This is a genomic window from Kitasatospora sp. NPDC097605, from assembly GCF_040302725.1.
Taxonomy (GTDB): domain Bacteria; phylum Actinomycetota; class Actinomycetes; order Streptomycetales; family Streptomycetaceae; genus Kitasatospora.
In genome coordinates, this window is the sequence record NZ_JBEOSF010000006.1 from 1 (window position 1) to 14,475 (window position 14,475).

At 72.9% G+C, this 14,475-nt stretch carries 13 protein-coding genes and 1 riboswitch; of the genes, 7 read left to right on the top strand and 6 right to left on the bottom strand.

What is annotated here, in order from left to right; translation table 11 throughout:
* Positions 1-274: 274 nt before the first annotated feature.
* From ABTX81_RS08875 to ABTX81_RS08885, 3 genes are read right to left on the bottom strand one after another with little or no spacing between them, the layout of a single operon-like run.
* A complete protein-coding gene (locus tag ABTX81_RS08875) occupies positions 275-1,354 on the bottom strand; it encodes a threonine aldolase family protein (RefSeq protein WP_350542801.1) in 1,080 nt (359 codons plus the stop codon).
* Positions 1,351-2,109 carry an SDR family oxidoreductase gene (locus ABTX81_RS08880; RefSeq protein ID WP_350542539.1) on the bottom strand — a complete coding sequence of 253 codons (759 nt, stop codon included), beginning with the start codon at positions 2,107-2,109 and terminating at the stop codon, positions 1,351-1,353. Before ABTX81_RS08880 ends, ABTX81_RS08875 begins: the two co-directional genes overlap by 4 nt.
* Positions 2,106-3,506, bottom strand: a complete 1,401-nt coding sequence (locus tag ABTX81_RS08885; protein ID WP_350542540.1) for a DUF6421 family protein — start codon at positions 3,504-3,506, stop codon at positions 2,106-2,108. Before ABTX81_RS08885 ends, ABTX81_RS08880 begins: the two co-directional genes overlap by 4 nt.
* Before the next feature lie 354 nt (positions 3,507-3,860).
* Here ABTX81_RS08885 and ABTX81_RS08890 point away from each other — a divergent pair, with 354 nt between their 5' ends.
* Together ABTX81_RS08890 and ABTX81_RS08895 are read left to right on the top strand one after the other, a co-directional pair.
* Positions 3,861-4,436, top strand: coding sequence for a DUF5134 domain-containing protein (locus ABTX81_RS08890; RefSeq protein ID WP_350542541.1), 576 nt, complete (start codon positions 3,861-3,863; stop codon positions 4,434-4,436).
* 153 nt (positions 4,437-4,589) lie between these two features.
* A complete protein-coding gene (locus ABTX81_RS08895; RefSeq protein WP_350542542.1) occupies positions 4,590-5,552 on the top strand; it encodes a M56 family metallopeptidase in 963 nt (320 codons plus the stop codon).
* A gap of 56 nt (positions 5,553-5,608) precedes the next feature.
* Here ABTX81_RS08895 and ABTX81_RS08900 read toward each other — a convergent pair whose 3' ends face one another.
* Positions 5,609-6,040 (bottom strand): MarR family winged helix-turn-helix transcriptional regulator, encoded by a 432-nt coding sequence (locus tag ABTX81_RS08900; RefSeq protein WP_350542543.1) that lies wholly within the window; start codon positions 6,038-6,040, stop codon positions 5,609-5,611.
* An 88-nt stretch (positions 6,041-6,128) separates the two neighbouring features.
* On the opposite strand from ABTX81_RS08900, the gene ABTX81_RS08905 reads away from it, so the two are divergent.
* The gene (locus ABTX81_RS08905; RefSeq protein ID WP_350542544.1) at positions 6,129-7,652 is read left to right on the top strand and encodes an MFS transporter; all 1,524 of its coding nucleotides are present in this window, start codon (positions 6,129-6,131) and stop codon (positions 7,650-7,652) included.
* Positions 7,653-7,909: 257 nt separating this feature from the next.
* On the top strand, positions 7,910-8,515 hold the full coding sequence (locus tag ABTX81_RS08910; RefSeq protein ID WP_350542545.1) for a TetR/AcrR family transcriptional regulator: 606 nt from the start codon (positions 7,910-7,912) through the stop codon (positions 8,513-8,515).
* Positions 8,516-8,591: 76 nt separating this feature from the next.
* Here ABTX81_RS08910 and ABTX81_RS08915 read toward each other — a convergent pair whose 3' ends face one another.
* On the bottom strand, positions 8,592-9,458 hold the full coding sequence (locus tag ABTX81_RS08915; RefSeq protein ID WP_350542546.1) for a Sco1979 family transcriptional regulator: 867 nt from the start codon (positions 9,456-9,458) through the stop codon (positions 8,592-8,594).
* 415 nt (positions 9,459-9,873) lie between these two features.
* Here ABTX81_RS08915 and ABTX81_RS08920 point away from each other — a divergent pair, with 415 nt between their 5' ends.
* Positions 9,874-10,401, top strand: a complete 528-nt coding sequence (locus ABTX81_RS08920) for an ATP-binding protein (RefSeq protein ID WP_350542547.1) — start codon at positions 9,874-9,876, stop codon at positions 10,399-10,401.
* Positions 10,402-10,731: 330 nt separating this feature from the next.
* Here the strand turns inward: ABTX81_RS08920 and ABTX81_RS08925 are convergent, their stop codons facing one another.
* A complete protein-coding gene (locus tag ABTX81_RS08925) occupies positions 10,732-10,995 on the bottom strand; it encodes a DUF397 domain-containing protein (protein ID WP_350542548.1) in 264 nt (87 codons plus the stop codon).
* A gap of 513 nt (positions 10,996-11,508) precedes the next feature.
* Between ABTX81_RS08925 and ABTX81_RS08930 the strand changes: the two genes are divergently transcribed.
* Together ABTX81_RS08930 and ABTX81_RS08935 are read left to right on the top strand one after the other, a co-directional pair.
* Positions 11,509-12,426 (top strand): hypothetical protein, encoded by a 918-nt coding sequence (locus ABTX81_RS08930; RefSeq protein ID WP_350542549.1) that lies wholly within the window; start codon positions 11,509-11,511, stop codon positions 12,424-12,426.
* A 525-nt stretch (positions 12,427-12,951) separates the two neighbouring features.
* Positions 12,952-13,080, top strand: a riboswitch (cyclic di-AMP (ydaO/yuaA leader).
* Positions 13,067-14,413 carry a transglycosylase family protein gene (locus tag ABTX81_RS08935; protein ID WP_350542550.1) on the top strand — a complete coding sequence of 449 codons (1,347 nt, stop codon included), beginning with the start codon at positions 13,067-13,069 and terminating at the stop codon, positions 14,411-14,413. It overlaps the preceding riboswitch by 14 nt.
* Positions 14,414-14,475: the final 62 nt, after the last annotated feature.

The window sequence follows — 14,475 nt, forward strand, 5'->3', positions numbered from 1 at the left end:
CGTTGACTTTTGGCACGCTGTTGAGTTCTCAAGGAACGGACGCTTCCATCAGGCGGCTTTCACACCGGCCCTCCGGGCGCTTCGTTCTTTCGTGTTTCCAGCTTATCAGATGTTTTCCGCTCCGTTTTCCGGAGTTTCATTCAACCGACTTCGCTTTCCGCTTGTCCCCGCTCTCTCGCGGCGACTCCGGAACTGTATGGGAGGCGGCACGCCACATGCAAATCGTCCCGCCCTGCTGGCGCAGGACGGGACGATCGGCGCTCGGAGCAGCAGCTCAGGCGCGGCCCATCTCCTCGGCGATGGCCGCCGCGAAGGCGTCGATGTCGGCCTCCGTGGTGTCGAAGGAACACATCCAGCGGACCTCGCCGGTGTGCTCGTTCCAGAAGTAGAAGCGGTAGCGCTTCTGCAGCCGCTCGCTCACCTCGCGCGGGAGGATCGCGAACACGGCGTTCGCCTGGGCCGGGCGGACGACGGTCACGCCGTCGATCTCGCGGACGGCCGCCTCCAGCCGGCCGGCCATCGCGTTGGCGTGGCCGGCGTTGCGGAGGTAGAGGTCGCCGGAGAGCAGCGCCTCGAACTGGACCGAGACGAAGCGCATCTTCGACGCGAGCTGCATCGAGGTCTTGCGCAGGAACTTGATGTTCCGGACCTTCTCGGGGTTGAGCACGACCACGCACTCACCGAGGAGCAGGCCGTTCTTCGTGCCGCCGAAGGACAGCACGTCGACGCCGACGTCCGTGGTGAAGGCGCGCAGCGGCACGCCGAGCGAGGCGGCGGCGTTGGCCAGGCGCGAGCCGTCCACGTGGACCAGCATGCCGAGCTGGTGCGCGTGGTCGACGATCGCCCGGATCTCCTCCACGGTGTAGAGGGTGCCGAGTTCGGTGCTCTGGGTGATCGAGACCGCGAGCGGCTGCGCGCGGTGCTCGTCGCCGTAGCCCCAGGCCTGCTGGTCGATGAGCTCGGGGGTGAGCTTGCCGTCCGGGGTGGGGACGGTGAGCAGCTTGATGCCGCCCATCTTCTCCGGCGCGCCGCCCTCGTCCACGTTGATGTGGGCGGTGTCGGCCGCGATCACCGCGCCCCAGCGCGGGAGCAGGGCCTGCAGGGCGACGACGTTGGCGCCGGTGCCGTTGAAGACGGGGTACGCCTCGGCCTGCTCGCCGAAGTGGCGGCGGAAGACGTCCTGCAGGTGGGCGGTGTAGTCGTCCTCGCCGTAGGCGACCTGGTGGCCGCCGTTGGCGAGGGCTATCGCGGCGAGGATCTCGGGGTGCACGCCGGCGTAGTTGTCGCTGGCGAAGCCGCGGACGGCAGGGTCGTGCCGCCGTACCGCGTCCGTGGTGCCGGAGGGGTCGGTCATCGGGCTGTCAGCCACAGGTGCTGTCCGTTCAGTTCTTCTGCGGGGCGGTCCCAGAGGCCCGCCAGGTGTGCGGCGAGGTCGGCGGTGTCGGTGAAGCCGGCGAACTTCGCGTCCGGCTTCTCGGCACGCATCTCGGGACTGACCAGCGCCTTGATCACCAGGATGGCAGCCGCGGCGGTGGGCTTGCCGTCCTCGGCGGTGGTCTCCTTGCGGAAGGAGTCCGCCATGGCGAGCGTCCAGGCCTCGGTGGCGGCCTTGGCGGCGGCGTAGGCGGCGCCGCCCGAGGTGGGCTTGTGGGCGGCGGCGGCGGAGATCATCGCGTACCGACCGGACTCGCTGCGGACCAGCGCGGGCTGGAAGGCCAGCGAGGTGTGCTGGAGCGTGCGCACGACGGTGTCGTGCAGGAAGTCCCAGTCGTCGATCCGGCTCTCGAAGAAGCTCTTGCTGCCTCGCCAGCCGCCCACCAGGTGGAAGACGCCGTCGACGTGGCCGTGCTCGGCCTCCAGGTGGTCGGCCCAGTCGTGGACCTCCTGCGGGTCGAGGAGGTCGATGACCTGGCCGCTGATCCGCGCGCCGCGCACGGCGACGCGCACGGTGTCGAGCGCGGCCTCCAGGCGCTGGGCGTCGATGTCGGCCCCGACGACGGTGGCGCCGTCGGCGGCGAGGCGGCGCAGCACGGCCTGGCCGGCCGGGCCGCTGGCTCCGGCCACGGCGATGACCTTGCCGGTCAGCGGTCCCTTGGGTGCGGTGGTCACGCGGCAGCTCCCTGCAGGCCGGCACCGGTGATGCCGGCGGTCGAGGCGATGACGCCGCCGAGCTTCTTCGAGAGGGCCTCGTAGAACATGCTCAGCGGGAACTCGTCGGGGAGCACAGCGTCGCACAGGGCCTTGTTGAGCGCCTTGCCGTCGGTGATGTCGAACGGCAGCGCCTCGGTGCCCTTGGCCCAGGTGGAGGCGGGGTGCGGGGTGAGGTAGCGGGAGACCAGCTCGTAGGCGGCGACCCAGTGGGCCGGCTTGGGGCGGTCGATGCCCTCGCGGTAGAGGGTCTCGATCTCGGCGCAGAGCGCGTTGGTGACCTGCGGGGCGCGGTCCCAGTCGATGCTGAGGCGGTTGTCGCGCCACTGGAGCGCGTTGTGCTTGTGCAGGTAGGCGAAGAGCAGCTGGCCGCCCATGCCGTCGTAGTTGCGCACCCGGTCGCCGCTGAGCGGGAAGCGGAAGAGGCGGTCGAAGAGGACGGCGTACTGGACGTCGCGGGCGTGCTCGTTGCCCTCGGCCTCCAGCTGCACCGCCTCCTTGAAGGTGGTGAGGTCGCAGCGGAGCTCCTCCAGGCCGTACATCCAGAACGGGCTGCGCTGCTTGATCATGAAGGGGTCGAACGGCAGGTCGCCGTGGCTGTGGGTCCGGTCGTGGATGAGGTCCCAGAGCACGAAGGTCTGCTGGGTGCGCTCCTGGTCCTGGAGCAGGCTCGCGGCGTCGGCGGGGATCTCCAGGCCGAGCAGGTCGACGGCGTTGCCGGTGACGACGCGGAAGCGGGCGGCCTCGCGGTCGCAGAAGATGCCGCCCCAGGTGAAACGTTCCGGCGCCTTGCGCACGGCCACGGTCTCGGGGAAGAGGACGGCGGAGTTGGTGTCGTAGCCGGCCGTGAAGTCGGTGAAGGTGATCGGCACGAACATCGGGTTGTCGAAGCGGGTGCGCTCCAGCTCGGCGAGCCACTCGGGCCAGACGACGTTCAGCAGCACGGCCTCGAGGTTGCGGTCCGGGTTGCCGTTCTGGGTGTACATCGGGAAGACGACCAGGTGCTGCAGGCCGTCCTCGCGCTGGTCGGCGGGCTGGAAGGCGAGCAGCGAGTCCAGGAAGTCGGGCTCCCGGTAGCCGGTGTCGGCCCACTTGGCCAGGTCGGCGTCGACCGCGGCCAGGTAGGCGGCGTCGTGCGGGAAGTGCGGGGCCAGCTCCGCGACGGCGGTGCGCACGGTGGCGACCAGCGGGTCGACGGTCTGGCGCTGCACGGCGGCCAGGTCGATGGAGCCGTCCTTGGACTGCAGGGGGCGCAGGGTCTCGACGGCGTCCTTCAGTCGCAGCCAGGCCGGGTGCTCGGCGAGGTTCTGGGCCGGGGCGTCGGCCGCCACAGCGAGCCTTGGCGAAAGATTCTGCATCGTGGACTCACTTCGACAGGAGGGTTTTCAACGAGACCACCATAAGTACGAAAGGTTCTCCTGTTCAAGGGGGGGCCTGGCGGCGGATCTTCCGTGACCCGCCGACGGCGCGGGCGCGGCCGGTGCGCGAACAGGGCGCGGAACCTTCCGGACGGGGCGGGACGAAGGCCCCCAAGGCGACCATGCCGCGCGTGTCCGGGGCCCGCCACCGGGGAAGAAGTCCGGGGCCGGCGCGGACGGACGGTCCGCACCACGCCGGGCACGCCCATGCGCCCCCGGACACGCCCTGCTGCACGCGGCGGCGAGCGCCGATCGTGGACGGGACGCCCGTCCGCGCCGCCCGGGAGGCCGACGTTGCACGGTCCGAACCTGGTCAGCTGGCTGCTCGCCGTCCTCACGGCGGCCTCCGGGGGCTACTGCCTCTCCCGGCTGCGCCACGCCCCGTGCGCACCGGCGGAGGGCACGGCCCGCCCGGCGGGCACCGGGTGGCGGCTGCGCGCTCATGAGTCGGACCTCGCCGAGGGGCTGATGGGCTGTGGGATGGCGGCCATGACGGTGGCCGGGTCGGCCGTGCCGGGCGAGGTGTGGGCCTGGGTGTACGGCCCGCCCGCGGTGTTCCTGCTGCTGGCGGCCGCCCGCCGCCCGGCCCGGCGCGCGCACCGGCTGCACCATGCCGTCGGCGCGCTGGCGATGACATACATGGCGCTGGTGATGGCGGCCGCGCCCGGCCACGTCGGGCACCACGCGACGGCGGACTCGCCGGCGCTGACCGGGGCGCTGCTGGTCTACTTCGGCGGCTGCGCGCTCTGGTCCGGCAGCCGGCTGCTGAGCGGGCCCGGCGGCACGGTGCCGGTGCCCTCGGCCGGGCTCCCCCGGGCCTGCCGGCTGTCGGTGGTCATCGGCATGTTCGCCATGCTGCTGACCATGTAGCCGCCGTACGGCGCCGCCGGAAGCCGCCGCGCCGGGGCCGGGTCGTGGCGTTGGTCACTGGGTGGCCGAAAGTCGTGCCACCCCGCCCCGGCAGCGCATAAGTTGGCGGGAAGCGCACTGTCGCGCTCCGTGCGTCCTCGGGGAGCCCATGCCATGACGGCCCTGCTCGGCCTGCTGCTGCTCGGACTGCTGCTCGCCACCACCGCTCCCCGGCTGCTGACCCGGGCGCGCTGGGTGGAGCGTGAACCGGTGCTGGCGCTGCTGGTCTGGCAGTGCCTGGTGGTGGCCGTGCTGCTGTGCTGCGCGCTGAGCCTGGTGCTCGCCGCGATGGCCGCCCTCCCCGCCCTGCGCGCGGTGCTGTTCTCCTGCGCCCCGACCGGTGTCGAGGCCGCGTACGGACTGCACAACGCCGAGGGCTGGGGCCGACTCTGCGCGGCGGTGCTGGCGGCGGGCGGCCTGCAGACGGTGGTCGCGCTGACCCGCGAGGTCCGGACGGCGAAGGCGCTGCGCGCCCGTCGGCACGCCCAACTCGCCGAGCTGTCACCGCCGTTGCCGGAGTCGATCGAACCGGCCTCGGGGCAGGGCGCCCGGCCGCGCCGGGAGCGGCTGGTGGTGCTGGAGAACGTCCGCCCGGAGGCCTGGTCGCTGCCGGGGCAGGACTCCCGGCTGGTGGTGACCACCGGGGCGATGCGGCAGCTGACCGACCGGGAGCTGGCGGCGGTTCTCAGCCACGAGCGCGGGCACGTCCGGGCCCGGCACCACTGGCTGGCCCAGGGCGCCCAGGCGCTCGCCTCCGGATTCCCCGGGGTCGGGGTGTTCAGCGCGTTCCGGGACCAGGTCGGCGAGTTGGTGGAGCTGGCGGCGGACGACCGGGCGGCGCGCCGGCACGGGCGGCACACCACGGCCCTGGCGCTGGCGGAGATGAATCTGGCGCGCGGGGTGTTCGGTTCCTGCCCGCCCGGGCTGGCACAGTCCCCGAAGCGGGTGGACCGGCTGCTGGCGGGGCGCCCTCGGCTGTCCGTCCCGAACCGGCTGCGGCTGACCCTGGTCGCGCTGGCGGCGCCGGCCGCGGTCGTGGTGCTGGCCGCCACGCCGGGGCTGCTCGCCCTGCGCTGACCGCCGCCGGGCCGGCCGCCCGGAGGAGCGGCAGCGGAATCGGGAGGGGCGGCGGGTCAGTCCGTGATCGGCCCGCAGGGGGCCACCGGGTCGTCGGCCAGGGTGAGCGAGAGCACCTCGCGGTGCAGCGGGCGCGCCTCGGTGTAGCGCCGGTGGCCGTCCTCGGTGAGCGCGACCTTGATGCCGCGCCGGTCGTCGGTGCACATCGCGCGGGTGACCAGTCCGGCCTTCTCCAGCCGGCCGATCAGCCGGGAGAGCGCGCTCTGGCTGAGGTGCACGGTGGGGGCCAGCTCCTGGACGCGCAGCCCGTGGCCGGTGCCGTCGCAGCCCTCGACCAGGCGTTCCAGCACTTCGAACTCGCTCATGCCCAGGCCGTGCTTCTCGCCGAGCTCGCGGTCGAGCAGGCAGGCGGTCTGGGCATGCCGGGCCAGCAGGTCGCGCCACTGGGCGACCAGACCTGCCTCCGCCGGGGAGTCGAGTTCAGCCACGCCGCCACAGTATCACAGGCGGGAGCAACTTATGCGTTAACATCTTATTCACTTGCATTGGATGCATGTGCATGTAGTCTCTTGCGCCATGACCACAGCGACCGCCACGACACCCGACGCATCGTCAGCTGCCGGGGGCCACTGGACTCCCCGCCTCTGGGGCACCCTGATCGTGCTCTGCGCCGCGCTCTTCCTGGACGCCCTCGACGTCTCGATGGTGGGCATCGCCCTGCCGTCCATCGCCTCCGAACTGCACCTGTCCACCTCCACCCTCCAGTGGGTGGTCTCCGGCTACGTGCTCGGCTACGGCGGCCTGCTGCTGCTCGGCGGCCGCACCGCCGACCTGCTCGGACGCCGCCGGGTCTTCCTGACCGCGCTCGCCGTCTTCGCCGCCGCCTCCCTGCTCGGCGGCCTGGTCGACGACGGCGGCCTGCTGATCGCCGCCCGCTTCCTCAAGGGCGTCGCGGCCGCCTTCACCGCGCCGGCCGGCCTGTCGATCATCACCACGACGTTCCCCGAGGGCCCGGCCCGCAACCGGGCGCTGTCGATCTACACCACCTGCGGCGCCAGCGGCTTCTCGCTCGGCCTGGTGCTGAGCGGACTGCTCACCTCGGTCGGCTGGCGCTGGACCTTCCTGATGCCGGTCCCGATCGCGCTGATCGCCCTGGCCTTCGCCGTGCGGCTGCTCCCCCGCCCGGTCGAGGAGAAGGCGCACGGCCGCTACGACGTGCTCGGCGCGATCACCGGCACCGCCGCCGTCCTACTGCTGGTCTTCACCGCCACCGAGGCGCAGGGCGCGGGCTGGCTCAGCGCCCGCACCCTGGGCTCGCTCGCCGTCGTGGTGCTGCTCGTCGCCGCCTTCCTGGTGGTCGAGAGCCGCACCGCGCACCCGCTGGTGCGGCTCGGCATCTTCCGCAACGGCGCGGTCGCCCGGGCCAATGTGATCGCCTTCGCGATGGCCGGCGCGTACGGCGGCTTCCAGTTCGTGGTCACCCTCTACCTGCAGGACCTGCTCGGCTGGTCGGCCCTGGCGATGGCGCTCGGGCTGCTCCCGGCCGGGGCGATGATCGCCCTCTCGGCGCCGTTCATGGGCCCGGTGGTGGACCGCTTCGGCACCGGCCGCCTGCTGCCGATCGGCCTGCTCGCCCTGGTCGGCGCGTTCGCGCTGTTCCTGCGGCTGGACGAGCACAGCTCCTACCCGGCGCTGGTGCTCCCGTCGATCGTCCTGCTCGGCGTCGGCTTCGCGCTGGCCTTCCCCTCGGTGAACATCGCCGCCACCGACGGCGTGGCCGACGAGGAGCAGGGACTCGCCTCCGGACTGGTGAACACCGGGATCCAGGTGGGCACCGCGGTCGTCCTGGCCGGCGCCACCGCGATCATCACCGCCGGCACCGGGGGCGGCACCGGCGCCCAGGCCCAGCTCGACGGGTACCGGCCCGCGCTGCTCTTCGTCACCGGGGTCGCCCTGGTCGGTCTGGTGATCGCCGTCACGGGTGCCGTGCTCGACCGGCGGAAGAAGTCAACTCCCCCAGCGGTGCCGGACTATGATTATCCGTCAATGGGCCGGGAAGACCTGGCTGTGCGGCGCGGCGAGATCCTCAGCAAGAGCTGACCCACCGGCACGGGACGACGACGGGGGCTGCCCGACCGGCGGGCTCCCGACTCCCACCCTCGCCGTCGGGCAGGCGCCGGCTCTACCAAACCCCCGTGTTGGTAGGGCCGGCGCCTCCGTACGAACCGAACCGGACCGCCCGACCAAGGGACGGACGCCGCGGTTCGGTCGCCGGCCCGGCCAGTATATTGGCCGCCAGCCAACGAACGTACGGAGCAGACACGATGGCACCTCGCGGGGATTCGGTCAATGAGGAGATGCGTCAGCGCTCCCGGCGACGCATCATGCGGGCCACCGTCGAACTGGTCGACCAGCGCGGATACGCGGGCACCACGCTGACCGACATCGCCGAGCGGGCCGGGCTCGCGCGCGGGCTGCTGTCCTACTACTTCGACGGCAAACGGCTGCTGATGCAGTCCGCGACCCACCGGATGATGCACCAGACGCTCTCCGCCGCCCTCGACGAGCTGGCCCCCGACGCGGGCCCGGAGGCCCGGCTGGCCCGGGCCATCGACGCGGTGCTCGGCCTGGCCATGGACCATCCGCGGGTGATGCGCTCGCACCTCGCGCTGATCCTCGACCCGGACACCGGCGCCTTCGTCCAGGACCCGGAGCAGCAGCGGCTGGGCGCCATCCTCCAGGGGCTGCTGCGCGACTGGGGCGCGCCGGACCCGGCGGCCGAGCACGCCGTGCTGCGCAGCGCGCTGATGGGCGGTTGCATAGGCGTGCTGCTGCCCGGGGCGGAGCTGCCGCTGGCGCCGATCCGCGCCGACCTGTTCGGCCGCTACGACCTGCCCTGGCAGCTGGGCCGCCCGCCGCAGCCGCTGCCGCCGGAACGGGAGCGGCCGCCGGCCCGCGGCTGACCCGCGGCGGCCGGCGGCCGCTCCCCCGTCGTGCTCCGGTCGCCTCCCGGTCCCCCGGCCGGCTCCCGGCTCCCGCTCAGCGCTCCTTCAGGATCGAGGCCAGCAGGTCGATGGTGCGCTCGGGCGTGAGACTGTCCACGCAGAGCCGCTCCATGACCTGGATGTAGGCGTCGACGTCGTCGCGCTTGTCCAGGTAGAGCGCGCTGGTCAGCTGTTCCAGGTACACCACGTCGGCGAGGTCCTGCTCGGGGAAGCGCAGGATGGTGAACGCACCGGACTCACCGGCGTGCGCGCCGAATCGGAACGGCATGACCTGGATGACGACGTTGGCCTGCTCGGCGGCGTCGATCAGGTACTGGACCTGGCCGCGCATCACCTTGGGCCCGCCGACCGGACGGCGCAGCGCGGCCTCGTCGATGACCGCCCAGAGCCGCGGGCTGTTGCCCTCGGTGAGCAGCTTCTGACGGCGCATGCGCAGGCTGACCCGGCGTTCCACCTCCTCCTCGCTGATCACCGGCCGGCTCTGGCCGAAAACCGCCCGCGCGTACTCCTCGGACTGGAGCAGGCCGGGGACGAACTGGACCTCGTAGGTACGGATGAGGGCAGCGGCCTCCTCCAGGCCGACATAGGTCTGGAACCAGCCCGGCAGGACGTCGTTGAAGCTGTGCCACCAGCCCGACTTGTTCGCCTCGCGGACCAGGCCGAGCAGTGCCTCGCGTTCGAGGCCGTCGTCCACGCCGTAGAGGCTGAGCAGGTCGGCGACGTCGCGTTCCTTGAAGCTGACCCGGCCGAGTTCCATGCGGCTGATCTTGGACTCGGACGCGCGAATCGCGTAGCCCGCGTCCTCGCGGGTGATGCCGCGCGTCTCGCGGAGCCGGCGCAGCTGGGAGCCGAGGAGGATCCGGCGGACCATCGAGCCGCCGCCCGGCTGAACTGTGGTCATGCGGTCCTAACCTCCACCTAGGGCAAACAGCGCACAGTCTGCCATCAGTTGAGCGCTCACGGTGCCGATACTGACGGATGTTCCTATCAGTTCTGCACTCCTCACACCAGGATGCACGTGCAGACGGCGCTTGCATATGCCATTTGAACGACTGCACGTGAATCGACTCTTGCATCTGCAGTGAGCGCAGAGCACGATGGTGCACGTGCACCTGCACATCCCTGGCAATCCCGCGGGCTCCGCGTCGACCCCACGCGCGACTCCGTGCACCGGCCCGGTAGCGCCCCCGCGCCTCCGGGCCCTCGTGCGCGCGCGCCTGGTCGAGGGGGCGGCCGCGCGGCCGAGCGAGTCGGAGGTGACCGGCATGACCCCGGCGGGTCCAGCCGTGTCCGCCCCCTTATGGGAGGAGCTCTTCATGAGCACCGGAACGGCTTTGGCAGTCGACCCCCTTGTGGTCACCTGTACGCTCGCACCCCGCTACGAGGCCGTAAGAACCGCGCGCGACTTCGCCAGGAACGCCCTGCAGCGGTGGGGGCTGGGCGAGCTCTTCGACGACGTCGCGCTGGTGGCATCCGAGCTGGTGACCAACGCGCTGCGGCACGCGATCGGCGCGTGTCCCACCGCCGCGGACGACTACGACTTCCCCACCCAACCGGCCGTCGAGGGCCGGCTGCCGATCCGAATAAGCCTCGTGCACCGCGCTCCCCAGGTGGTCTGCGCGGTGAGCGATCCCAGCAGCATCGGCCCGGTGGCCCGGGAGGCGGACTTCGTGGCGGAGTCCGGCCGGGGCCTGCACCTGGTCGACTCGTTCAGCCGCTCCTGGGGCTGGCACCCGCTGGGCAGCGGCAAGGTCGTCTGGGCCCTGTTCGAGGCGGAGGAGGCCCAGCGGCCGACACCCGCCCCGGTGGCCGAGTTCGGCGGACGGCACCGGCGCTCGGCCTGATCGGCGCTCAGGTCGGCGGGTACCCGGGCGGCTCCGCGTCCGGCGGAACGTCCCCACGGAACCACCACAGCACGGCGAACGACACCCCGGTAGTGGCGACCGGCGGCCCTCGGGCAGCGGGCACCGGCAGCCCCCGGCGGTGGCGGCCCCCCTTCCGGTCCGTGTGACGGCGGCCCGGTACGGCGGCGGCCCACGCGCGAGCCGTGACGTTTCGGGCGCGCCCTGGCGCGGGGACCCCGGGCCGCGGCCGGGCGGACATCCGGACAAAGACAAAGGCCGTCGTGGTGTCAGCACCCACGACGGCCCCCCGATGGTGAAGCCGACGGCCGGTCAGACCGCCAGGTGGTCGAACTCCCCGTCCTTGGCCCCCAGGAGCAGTGCGGCGATCTCGGCCCGGGTGTAGATGAGGGCCGGCCCGTCCGGGAACCGCGAGTTGCGCATCGCCACCTCGCCCCCCGGGAGGGCGGCGAACTCGACGCAGTTCCCCTGGGAGTTGCTGTGCAGGCTCTTCTGCCAGACCACACCCTCGAGGTCGGTGGCGGCCATCCCGTTGTACGGGCCGTACGTGTCGTGCGTGTCGCGCGTGTCGTGCATAGAAATCTCCCGAAGAGCTCCGGAGTGGGTCGTTCAGCTCGGCGCCCCGGCCTCGGCCGAACGGACGGGCCGGCCCCGTACCGGCCCGGCACAACGCCTCACTTGACGTGATGATAGCTCCAGTGCACGTGCATCAGCACGGGACGTTGCAGGTGCACGGCCTTTTCGACACCGAACCGGAACTCTTCACCGGGCCCCCTGCTGACGGTACGTAAACGGACAAAGGCGACTGAATCGGCAAGCCTCCGATAACCGCCCGTAGGCGACCACCCGCCGAGTGTTGATCTTCGAACGCCGGGAGTCGTCCTTTCGTGACCCTCCGTCAGGTCGCCCGGGCGCTGTGAGACATCTCACGCGCGGAGGCGGCAACGCGGTTCCCGTTCCCGCGCATCTGAGGGGGTACCGGGAGAACTGCCGCCCGGGGGCCGGTTATGTCCGATTTTCGCAGTGGCCGTCCCGGCTGCTCGGTAGCCGACTGCGGACCGGGTGGACCGATGTCCTACGATCTCCGCCATGAGCACCGCAGCCATCCCGGGCGCGCCACTGCCCGTCCGCACTCCAGGCTCCCGTGCGCGGGGGCGCCACCGCCGTCCCGAGCGCCCCGAGATCCCGGCCGGTTCCCCGGCCCTGCTGCTCGCCGTCCCCACGGCCGCCGGGCCCGACTCCCGGCCCGTCGTCGAGGAGCTGCTGTCCATCGTCCGCAGCGAGCAGAACGGCGTCCGGACCGCCGCCGGCTACCTGCCCTCCGGTGACGCCGACGGCGAGACGGGCGACGAGCGCACCGTCGCCGAGCTGCTGGCCGAGGCGGCCGGGGCCGGCCTGCCCGCGCCGGTCGTGGTGCCGCTGGTGCCCGGCCCGCACGACTTCCTCCCCGGACTGCACGCGCTGGCCGCCGAGTACGGCGCCTTCGTCACCGACGCGCTGGGCCCGCACCCGCTGCTCGCCGAGGCCGTCCACGTCCGCCTCTCCGAGGCCGGACTGGCCCGCGCCGACCGGGCCCGGCTGTTCGCCATCGCGACCGCCGCCGACGGCGTGGTGCTCACCACCGTCGGCGGGCAGGCCGCGGCCGACGCCGCCGGCATCACCGGCATGCTGCTGGCCGCCCGGCTCGCCGTGCCGGTCGTGGCCGCCGCGCTGGACGTGCCCGGCTCGGTCGCCGACGCCGTCGCCCACCTCAAGGAGATGGGCGCCCAGAACCCGGCGCTGGCCCCGCTGGTGATCGGCCCGGAGGCGGACGCCGAACTGCTCGCCACGGCCGCCGAGGAGTCCGGCTGCCCGTCGGCCGCGCCGCTGGGCGCCTACCAGGCGGTCGGCCAGCTGGTCGCCTCCACCTACCTGGCCGCGCTGCCGGCCGTCGACCCCGGGGCCGACGGGGCCGGCGCCGCCGAGGAGGACGGCCCCCGCGCCGTCGGACGGCACGCCGCCCAGTAGCACCCCCCGCGCGAAGGGCCCGGAACGGACGCACCGTTCCGGGCCCTTCTCCGTGCCCCAGGGCCCCGTGCGGGCGGATCGAGCGCGCCGGCGGCGGCGGTGACGCCCCCTCCGGCGGTACCCGGGGGCGTGATGTCCGCTCTGCGGTGCTTTGCCCGGTGATGTGCTCCGCGCGGCCGGTGGCCGGACGGAGGCCGTCCGACGCCTCCTCGGCGCCCGCCGGTGCGCGTCCCTTTCCCGGGACGGCCGCGGCGCGCGGGCGCGGTGCCGGCGTCCTGAGGCACAGGCAGGTGCGTTGACCGCGAACGGTGTTGCGGGAAACCGGTCATTTCCGATCATGAAGGACGGCCGCCCGACCGGGTTTTCGTCAACCGTGACGAGCGTCACACATGTTTGCGGTTTGAACTCGCCTCTGCTTAACGTGCTCCCCGTTCGTGGCCACACGGACCCAGCACGTCCGCGACGCCGAGTCCTGCCGTCGGGCGCGCTGGCAGCGCAATGCACCACGGCAGGAGCGGGGGAACCACAGGTAGTTCGCCCAGGACCGGTCCTCACGGGCCGGCCCCGGGCTAGGGGTGAAGCCGCGCCCACAGCGCGGCCGGGCAACTCCAGCCCGAATCCGACAGCTCACCTCGCAGGCGTGGGAGAGGACCGCGTCTTCATGCTGCCCACCAACGGCACCCGACTGTCCGGCCGTACCCGTCGCGCGATCGCCGCCCTCGGCGTCGCGGGCATCGGCCTCACCATCCCCTGCCTCACCGCCGGCACCGCCTCGGCCGCCTCCGTCGCCACCTGGGACAAGGTCGCCCAGTGCGAGAGCGGCGGCAACTGGAGCATCAACACCGGCAACGGCTTCTACGGCGGCCTCCAGTTCACCAACTCCACCTGGTCCGCGTTCGGCGGCACCGCGTTCGCCGCGCGCGCCGACCTCGCCACCAAGGACCAGCAGATCGCGACCGCCGAGAAGGTCCTGGCCGTCCAGGGCCCCGGCGCCTGGCCGGTCTGCTCGGTCCAGGCCGGTCTGACCAAGGGCGGCACCCCGGCCGCGGTGGACACCTCCGCCGCCGCCGAGCCCGCCGCCCAGACTCCGGCCCCGGCCGCCAAGCCGGCCGAGAAGCCCGCCGCGCAGCAGCCGGCCGCCAAGCCCGCCGCCGAGCCGCGGACCCAGGCCCCGGCCGCCACCACCCCCGCCCCCGCCGCCGCGCAGCGCCAGGGCGGCCAGCAGTGGCGTCAGCAGACCGGCCAGCAGACCGGTCAGCAGGCCGCCGAGGACTACACCGTGGTCGCCGGCGACTGGCTGTCCAGCATCGCCGACGAGCACCAGGTCCAGGGCGGCTGGCAGCGGCTGTACGAGCTGAACCGCGCCACCCTGGCCGACGGCCCGCACACCATCTACCCGGGCCAGCACCTGACCCTGGGCGAGCGCGGCGGCGAGCAGGGCTTCGACTGGTTCAACCGCTCCCAGGGCGGCAAGACCCAGACCCAGACCCAGACCCAGACCCAGCCCCAGACCCAGGCCCCGGCCACGCAGACCCAGAGCCAGACCCAGAGCCAGGCGCCCGCCGCCAAGCCGACGAGCAAGCCCGCCGCGCAGGCCGAGACCCAGGCCCCGGCCCAGACCGCCACCGGCAGCATGGCCGCCGCCGTCGCCTTCGCCCAGTCGAAGGTCGGCCAGGCCTACGTCTACGGCGGCACCGGCAACGGCGGCTGGGACTGCTCCGGCCTGACCCAGGCCGCGCTGCGCGCCGCGGGCGTCTCCGTCCCGCGCGTCGCCGCCGACCAGGCCGCCGCGTCCACCCACGTCTCGCTGGACGCCCTCAAGCCGGGCGACCTGCTGTTCTGGTCCAACAACGGCAAGGACTCCGGCGTCTACCACGTCGCGCTCTACATCGGCGACGGCAAGTACATCGAGGCCGCCAACCCGAGCTCGGGCGTGCGCCAGCAGACGATCGCCAACTGGGCCCCGGACTTCGCCGGCCGGGTCTGATCCCGTCACACCGCCGCCCCCGGGGAGAGTCCGGTCGCTCCCCCCGGGGGCGGTGGCGTGCC

Bases quoted from the DNA above. Each gene is read 5' to 3' on its own strand.
- ABTX81_RS08875 (WP_350542801.1), bottom strand. From the start codon at position 1,354: ATGACCGACCCCTCCGGCACCACGGACGCGGTACGGCGGCACGACCCT.
- ABTX81_RS08885 (WP_350542540.1), bottom strand. From the start codon at position 3,506: ATGCAGAATCTTTCGCCAAGGCTCGCTGTGGCGGCCGACGCCCCGGCC.
- ABTX81_RS08895 (WP_350542542.1), top strand. From the start codon at position 4,590: ATGACGGCCCTGCTCGGCCTGCTGCTGCTCGGACTGCTGCTCGCCACC.
- ABTX81_RS08905 (WP_350542544.1), top strand. From the start codon at position 6,129: ATGACCACAGCGACCGCCACGACACCCGACGCATCGTCAGCTGCCGGG.
- ABTX81_RS08910 (WP_350542545.1), top strand. From the start codon at position 7,910: ATGCGTCAGCGCTCCCGGCGACGCATCATGCGGGCCACCGTCGAACTG.
- ABTX81_RS08915 (WP_350542546.1), bottom strand. From the start codon at position 9,458: ATGACCACAGTTCAGCCGGGCGGCGGCTCGATGGTCCGCCGGATCCTC.
- ABTX81_RS08920 (WP_350542547.1), top strand. From the start codon at position 9,874: ATGAGCACCGGAACGGCTTTGGCAGTCGACCCCCTTGTGGTCACCTGT.
- ABTX81_RS08925 (WP_350542548.1), bottom strand. From the start codon at position 10,995: ATGCACGACACGCGCGACACGCACGACACGTACGGCCCGTACAACGGG.
- ABTX81_RS08930 (WP_350542549.1), top strand. From the start codon at position 11,509: ATGAGCACCGCAGCCATCCCGGGCGCGCCACTGCCCGTCCGCACTCCA.